4 protein-coding genes are annotated in these 7,748 nt (G+C 61.6%); all 4 read right to left on the bottom strand.

Translation table 11 applies throughout. The features are described from left to right. Positions 1–115 precede the first annotated feature (115 nt). A complete protein-coding gene (locus LVD08_RS03740; protein WP_115989738.1) occupies positions 116–490 on the bottom strand; it encodes a hypothetical protein in 375 nt (124 codons plus the stop codon). 238 nt (positions 491–728) lie between these two features. After that, positions 729–2,582, bottom strand: coding sequence for a polyurethane esterase (locus LVD08_RS03735; RefSeq protein WP_247267440.1), 1,854 nt, complete (start codon positions 2,580–2,582; stop codon positions 729–731). A 216-nt stretch (positions 2,583–2,798) separates the two neighbouring features. After that, positions 2,799–4,487, bottom strand: a complete 1,689-nt coding sequence (locus LVD08_RS03730) for a polyurethane esterase (RefSeq protein ID WP_247267439.1) — start codon at positions 4,485–4,487, stop codon at positions 2,799–2,801. Between the two features lie 56 nt (positions 4,488–4,543). Then, the gene (locus LVD08_RS03725; RefSeq protein ID WP_431061419.1) at positions 4,544–7,630 is read right to left on the bottom strand and encodes an autotransporter domain-containing protein; all 3,087 of its coding nucleotides are present in this window, start codon (positions 7,628–7,630) and stop codon (positions 4,544–4,546) included. Positions 7,631–7,748 lie beyond the last annotated feature (118 nt).

The following is a 7,748-nucleotide window of genomic DNA, read 5'->3' as shown; positions in this document are numbered from 1 at the left end:
TGTTTGCCTGGGGGGGGCGCGCGGAGGTTGTTTTTTTTTTTTTTTATTATAAAAAAAAAGAAAAAACGACCCCCCCCGGCGGCAGCTCCTACAGGGGAAGTGTTATCCGCCTGGGTTATTCGAAAGCAGGCAAACCCATAATGCTGTGATCACAGCTGAAATACTGCTCACCCCGCCGCGCCAGCTCGGCTTGCAGACGCCGGCAGCGCTCCAGATCCTGTTGGGTCATGCGGTCGATGCTCAGGTTACCAGTGGCTTGTGCCTGTTTGTCATCACCGCGCCGAAACGTCACGAAGGGCTGTTCGGGCTGAATCTGAAACAGGCTTTTCTCTTCCACCGGCTCGACCACTTCAGTCTTTTCCGGTTTCGGCAATTGATCGCTGCTGATGCCGTAGCGGCTCAGAATCGAGGTTTGAGGCAGATCGGCCCAGGCATTGGCCGATAACAGCGCCAGTCCGACAATCCCGACATACCCCTTGAACCTTTTCACGTGTGCATCTCCTGTACTCAATGGCGGCTGGCTATAGAACGTGCGTGCACGTGCTGGCTTTAGGCCGCTTCTGCTGTTTGCACAGCTTTTGAGTCAGGGTGTGGCTGTTGAGTCACTTTTGATGCCAAGTTGTGGCGAGGGAGCTTGCTCCCGCTTGAGCGCGTAGCGCTCACAAAATCTTCAGGGCCGCTTCGCGACCCAGCGGGAGCAAGCTCCCTCGCCACAGGTTACGGATGCATCAGGCGATCACAATTCCATCGGCACTGAGGCTATTCAGCGCCACCCCAACCAATGTCACCGAATCCCCACCAAACTTCAGCACCGTGTCCTGCCCCACCGCCGTCGCATGCGCGCGGAAGTCATCATTGGGCAACACACCCTGCACGCCAAGAAACACCAGTTTGTCGTTCGACGTAAAACCCACCACCCGATCCTGACCGAACGCGCCGTTGAACAGGAACGTATCCGCCCCGCCCCCCGATTCCATCAGGTCATTGCCGGCGCCACCGACAAACACATCGTTGCCGACGCCGCCAATCAAATGATCGTTGCCATCCAGACCAAACAACCAGTCACCGCTGGCATTTGCCTTGAGCGTGTCGGCGCCGCTGCTGCCCTTCACGCTCGATTCATAGGCCGTGACATTGTTGCCAACCTTCAGACCGCTAGCCGTGACGCTGTGGGTCACGTCGTCCTTGAACAGGCCCCAGAGAAAACCCGGCTCCCTGGTGACGATGCTGCCGATGTCGCGGGTGATGCTGATCCCGCCGTTGGCGTCGCGCACGTACAGATTGCCGGCGCCGTCGTTGGCGAAGTCGAAGGTGTTCACCGATTTCTGCAAATCGAGGGTGTTGTTGCCGGCGCCACCGAGAATCACGTTGTAGCCACCACCGTCACGAAAAGTGTCGTTGCCGGCGCGACCTTCCAAATAGTCATTGCCGCTGCCGCCCTGGATCAGGTCATTACTGTCACTGCCGATGATGAAGGTGCTGCCCTTGTGGGTTTCGGCGTTGCGGTTCAGATCCTGCACCCAGGTGTTGGCCCGCGCCGGGTCCGACAGGTTGGCGACGATGATCGTCGAGTCCTTGCTGGTCAGGTCGTAGAACTTCGACTCGATGATGCGGTTCATGCCGTCGCCGTACGCGGTCGGCAGGTGCGAGATCCAGGTCGGGATGTTGAGGATAGAGAACGGCAGCAGATTCCACGCGGTCGAGGCGTAGTGATCGTTGAAGCTGACGATGTTGTCGGTGGCCGATTCCTTGGGCGCGTCGTGCACGCCGACCGAGGCGCCGGTGAAGGTCGAGCCGTCGAGGGCGCGGAACACCGGATCGTTTTCGTAACCGACGTTGAGCACTTTGTCGGTGCTGCTCTGGGTCGGCGAGGCGTAGGCGATGTAGTTGGAATCGGCGAAGAATCCGCCCCACTTGCCACCGCTCAGATCGGCCATGCTGTTGACCGCCAGCCCACCGAGACTGTGGCCGCTGACCAGCACGTCCTTGCCGGTCAGGCCGTTGGCCTTGGCGAACGCCACCACGTCATTGAGCAGATTGCCGAACGCTTCGCCGACGTAATTCTTGGCGTAGTCCTTGGGACCGAAGGCTGCCAGCAGGTCGTTGATCACGTCACCGATCGAGTCGAGGATCAGGTTTTCACGCGGGCCGCTGGTGCCGCGAAAGGCGATACCGATTTCCGTGAGATGGCCCTGGGCGTCGTACTTGCCGAGGATTTCCACCTGAGCGGTGGTGTAACCGGCCTTCTCACCGAAGAAGGTTCCGCGCGCGTCGGTCTTGCCGTCGTAGCCCAGTTGCGAGGCGGTGATCGGTGTCCAGCCGGCCTTTTTCACCGCGTCGAGGGCGAGTTTTTCCGAGTCGGGGTTCCACGGAATCCCGGGAATCACCCCTTGCGAATCAGTACCGCCGAGCAGCGCGGTGACCAACGTGGCGGGCAGGCCGAGGCCGAAGCCGTTGTGCTGATAACCGGCGGCAAAGCCGTTATCGAGGTTGTGATAGGAATACAGCGTGATCGCCATGGCATCGCTGAACAACGCCTTGGAATCGGCTGTGCCGAAGTTCTTGTAGTCATACACACCCATTGCTATTGCCTCTCTTTTGTTGGAATTGTCAGAGATAGCTCACAGCCAGGGCGCCCCTCGCGGGCACGCCCCGGAGCATTTCAGTACTACTTGCATTGCTTTTAACTGTAGGAGTGAGCCTGCTCGCGATGAGACCGTGTCAGGCAACATGGATGGAGACTGACTTACCGCGATCGCGAGCAGGCTCACTCCTACAGGGTTTGTCTTAACAAGGAGCTAGGCGAACACGAACGCCGAGTCCGACAGGTTAGCCACTCCCACCCCGACCAGGGTCACGGCATAGTCGCCAATCTTCAGCACGGTATCAGCCCCCGACTGTGCAGCATGCTGCTTGTAGTCGTAGCCCTGCCCCGCGCCTTCGACGCCCATGAACACCAGTTTGTCGCTGCCCTGGTAGCCATTGATCGCGTCGAAACCGAACGCGCCGCTGAACAGGAAGGTGTTGTTGCCACCCACCGCCGTCATCACGTCGTTGCCGGAGCCGCCGACGAAGGTCACGTGGCCCTTGTCGCTGATCAGCTTGTCATCGCCACCCAGCCCGAACAGCCAGTCACCCTCGGCGCTGGCGTGCAGCGCATTGCCGTAAGCATCGCCGTTGAGCGAATGGGTGTACTGGGTCAATTCGCTGCCATTGGTCAACCCCTTGGCCGTGACACCCCAGGTGATTTCCTTGCTGCCCCACCACGAACCCGACTCCTTGCTCACCAGCGCGCCGATGTCGCGGGTCATGCTGATGCCGCCGTAGGCGTCGCGCACGTACAGCGTGCCGTCACCGTCGTTGGCGAAGCTGAAGTTCTGCAGCGGTTTCTGCAGCTCGAAGGTGTTGTGGCCCTGGCCACCGAGAAGGATGTTGAAACCACCGTCATCGCGGAACCGATCATCGCCGCCCAGGCCTTCGAGGAAATCGTTACCCGCCCCGCCCTTGAGCCAGTCGTTGCTGTTGGTGCCAATGATGAAAGTGCTGCCGGTGTGCGGCTCGCCGCTGCGCCCCAGATCCTCGACCCAGGTCTTGCCCCGGGACGATTCCTCAAGGTTGGAGACGATGAGGGTCGAGTCCTTGTGCGTCAGGTTGTAGAACTTCGAATCGATCACCCGGTTCAAGCCATCGGCATACCCGAGCGAGCTGTGGGCCGACCAGTTCAGCGGATTGACGATGCTGAACGGCACCAGGTTCTGCGCGGTGGACGCGTAGTTGTCGGTGAAATTGACGATGTTGTCGGTGGTCGACTCATGCGCCCCGTCGTGCTTGCCCAGCGAACCGCTGCTGAACGTGGTGCCGTCCAACGCACGGAACACCGGATCGTTTTCGTAACCGATGTTCAGCACGTTGTTGCCGGTGCTGCTCTGGGTCGGCGAAGCGAACGCGATGTAGTTGGCATCCTTGAAGAAACCGCCCCAGTTGCTGGCACTCAACTCGGCCACGCTGTTGACCCCGAGGCCACCGAGGCTGTGGCCGCTGAACAGCACGTCCTTGGCGGCGATGCCGTTGGCGATGGCAAACGCGGCAACGGACTTGAGCAGGTTGTCGAAGGCATTTTTTGCGTAGTTGCTCGCGTAATCCGATGGCCCAATGGCGGCCAGCAGGTTGTTTTTCATGTCGCCGAAGGTGTCGCTGTAACCCAGCCCGCCAGTGCCGCGAAAGGCCACGCCGAGGCCGATCAGCTTGCCGCCGGCGTCGTACTTGCCGAGCACTTCGGCCTCGGCGCTGGTGAAGCCGTCCTTCTCGCCGAAGAACGTGCCTTGCGCGCCGACCTTGCCCTGATAACCCAGCGCCGTGGCGCTGAGCGGTTTCCAGGCGGTGGCCGGCAACGGCTGGCCGGTTGGCGTGTAGGCATACAGCGTCAGTGCGATGGCATCGCTGTACAACGCTTTGCCGTCGGCATTTTTATAATCGAACAATCCCATGTTGTGCTCTCTCTTCCTTCAAAACCGGCAGCCCCCAAGAGACTGCCGGCACGCCTTTAGAACTGCCAGTCGAGGGTCAGACCCACACCGTGGTCTTTCTCGTTGTTACCGATCAGTCCGTTGTAGTCCAGGTTGACCCGGACATCGCGATTGAGCGCCAGCCCGGCGCGTACGCCGACCACCGCCGCGTCACGATCCATCGACACACTCTGCACAGTGAAGGCGCTGTTGCCATTGGCGAAGGCCAGGTGGCTGTCAGCATCGACACTGCTCAGGTTGTGCTGCCAGCCGAGGGTCGCGCCCAGTTCCAGCTGATGTTTGTCCGACAGCGCGAAGGTGCGCTTGGCGCGTACGCCAAGGGTCGACAGCACCACATCGCGGTTGTCTTCAGAGCTCTTGAGCGCCGCCGCATCACCCTTCTCGGTGAAGCTCTCGGTGTTCAGATGCACGTAGGACAGATTGGCGAACGGCTCCAGATTCATCGGTTGCAGACGCAGATCGTAAGCCGCTTCGGTGAACACCTGAGTGGTCGCCGCATCGTGCTTGGTTTTCTCTTTGCCGCTGACGCCTGCGAACTGCAGATCACGCTTCACGTCCACGCGGTGCCAGCTGTAAGCCGCACCGGCGGTCAGGCGCAGCGCATCAATCTGATGCCCCAGGTACGCACCCAGATGGTAGCTGTCGACCGAGGCCGACGAATGCGTGCCGCCGCCCATGTTCAACGAGCTGTCGCTATAACCGGTAACGAAACCCAGACGCGTATCTTCAGCAATCAAACCGTCGACACCGGCCAGCAGCCCGCCAATGGAGCTGTTGGAGTCGGCGTTTTCATGGCCGCCATCGCTCTTGCCCCACGAACCCAGTACCTTGACCCAGGCGTTGCTGCGGTCGTCGGTCGGTGCGTCGGCATTGAACAGATCACGCTCACGCAGACGCTCGCCCACCGCTTCACGCAGGTAGCGGCTGTCGTTGATCAGCATCGTGCCGATGGCCGGGTGAATCTCGCCGGACAGTTGCTGGAAGGCTTGTTGCGCCGACGCCGCGTTCGGCGACAGCAGCAGGGTTTCGAACAGCGCATTGCCCGCGCCCAGACCCTCGGCAGCCGCGCCAACCGCACGCTGGTTCGGCGTCAGGCCGACACTGGCGAACGACGCGCCGTTGCGCCCGACGTCCAGTTGCACGCCGTTTGCCGAGTACGCCAGGGTGCCGCCGAGGAACGCGTAGTTCGGCAGCACTTGCCCGAACTGGCCTTGGATGCCACCGGCCGCTTGCAGGATGTTGAACTGCGAACCGAGCAAGCTCTTCGCTTCAGTCGTCGTCAGCAAGGTCGGGCTGTTTTCCAGCGACAAACTGACCGTGGCGCCATCAATCACCGCTTTGCCACCGGCAACGATCTTGTCGCTGCTGGTCGGCGAGACTTCCACCGCGTAGGTCGAACCGCGCTCGAAGGTCACGTCACCGGCGACGTTCAGCGTGCCGATCGAGTTGCCCGGGGCGACGGTACCGCCGCTTTTCGCAGTCAGTGCACCGATGCGGCCGTTACCGCCGAGGATGCCGCTGTCGTTGACCGTGACCGCCGAAGCCAGCGAGCCATTGATCGCCAGACGCCCCTGATTGACCAGAGTCGGGCCGCTGTAGGTGTTGTTGCCGGTCAGCACCAGCGTGCCGATGCCCTGCTTGGTCAGGCCGCCGTGACCGGAAATGTCGTTGCGCCAGGTGTCGAGGCCACAGGTGATGTCGTTGCACACGCGCTCGGTCGGTTTGCCCTTGTCGATGATCGCGCCGATGCCCGGCAAGTCCGCGACAAACTGCCCGGAACCGTAGGCACCCTGGATGCGGAACTCTTCCGGGATGTCCTGCTCGGTGATGAACATCGCCGGGCCGTCGATGCCTTTGCGCAGGTTGATCATGCCCCAGCCGTACAAGGCGTCGATGCCCGGTGCGCCGAGGTCGGTGGCGGTGGTACGCAGCACCGTGGCGACCTGATCGCCCGTCATGTACGGGAAGCGCTCCATCAACACCGCCATCGAGCCCGCCACATGCGGTGCGGCCATCGAGGTGCCGTTGTAGTTCTTGTAGCCGGTGGTCAGGTTGTCGGCGTTGGTGCCGCTGATGATCGAGCTGTAGATCTGCGTGCCCGGCGCCGAGACGCAGAAGCTCGCGGTGTAGCCGCAACGCGAGGAAAACGTACTCATGATGTACGGATTGGCGCTGGCCAGATCAGGGTTCTTCTGCAACGCGGCGACGGTGATCCAGTTCGGCGCGATGTCCGGCACAAAGTAACCGAGGCCGGCGATAGCGTCCGGGTTGTTCAGGTTGTAATCGTTACCGGCGGCGAAGATCGTCACGATGCCGCTGCGGGCGGCGGCGATGGCGCCGTCGTAGGCGCCGCCGGGCTTGGTGCCGAGCAGCGTGCGGATTTCGTTGAACTGCAATTGCGCGTCGTTGACGGTGAAGTGCGGATACGCCGGGTCGCGGCCGCCGAGGTCGAAACGGTCAGTGATGCCGATGCCCCAGCTGTTGTTGATGATCCGCGCGCCACTGGCGATCAGCGCATCCCAACCGGCCTTGTACACCGCGCCGTCGTTGCCACGGACGATGCCGTCTTCCGGACCCGGGTCACCGTTATCCGCGCTAATGATCTGCGCACCGAACGCCACGCCGTGCATCGGCCCGCCGTCACGGCTGCCGGCAGCGATGCCACCGACGTGGGTGCCGTGGGCACCGAGCTTGCCGTCGGAACCGACCGAAGGCGAACCGTCATAACGGAACGCATCGCCGGCTTTGACCGGGATGTACGGGTCGGTGTATTCGCGGATCCCGCTGGTGACCAGGGTGATGACTTTGTTGGCACCGGAGAACTCCGGGTGCGCGGCGTACACCGGCTGGTCGAAGATCCCCAGTTTCACACCTTTGCCGGTGTAACCGGCGGCGTAGGCGTGATCCGCGCCAATGGCGCCCAGGCCCCATTCCGCCTGGAACTCGGCGCTGCGCCAACTGGCGGGATCACCGCTGCGGCCGCTTTCCACGTAAGGCGCCGCGTGCGCGGTGCCCCAGGTGGTCAGCGCACAAATCACGGCGCAATTGAGGGTTTTCATGGCGAAGCGACCGCCCGTTTGCGCGGGGGTATTGTTGTTATTCATCCAGCGACCTTCCTTAGTGTTGTTGCGAAAAATCCGTGTACTTCAATCTCATGAATGCTGCTTTGTGTGGCGAGGGAGCTTGCTCCCGCTGGGGCGCGAAGCGGCCCTGTGCATTCTT

It is taken from the genome of Pseudomonas sp. YL2, from assembly GCF_023063025.1.
GTDB classification, from domain to species: domain Bacteria; phylum Pseudomonadota; class Gammaproteobacteria; order Pseudomonadales; family Pseudomonadaceae; genus Aquipseudomonas; species Aquipseudomonas putida_A.
This window is presented reverse-complemented; position numbering and strand designations above follow the sequence as displayed.

What these genes read in the sequence shown, in the direction of transcription:
- LVD08_RS03735 (WP_247267440.1), bottom strand. Translation starts at nt 2,582, where the DNA reads ATGGGTGTGTATGACTACAAGAACTTCGGCACAGCCGATTCCAAGGCG.
- LVD08_RS03730 (WP_247267439.1), bottom strand. Translation starts at nt 4,487, where the DNA reads ATGGGATTGTTCGATTATAAAAATGCCGACGGCAAAGCGTTGTACAGC.
- LVD08_RS03725 (WP_431061419.1), bottom strand. Translation starts at nt 7,630, where the DNA reads ATGAATAACAACAATACCCCCGCGCAAACGGGCGGTCGCTTCGCCATG.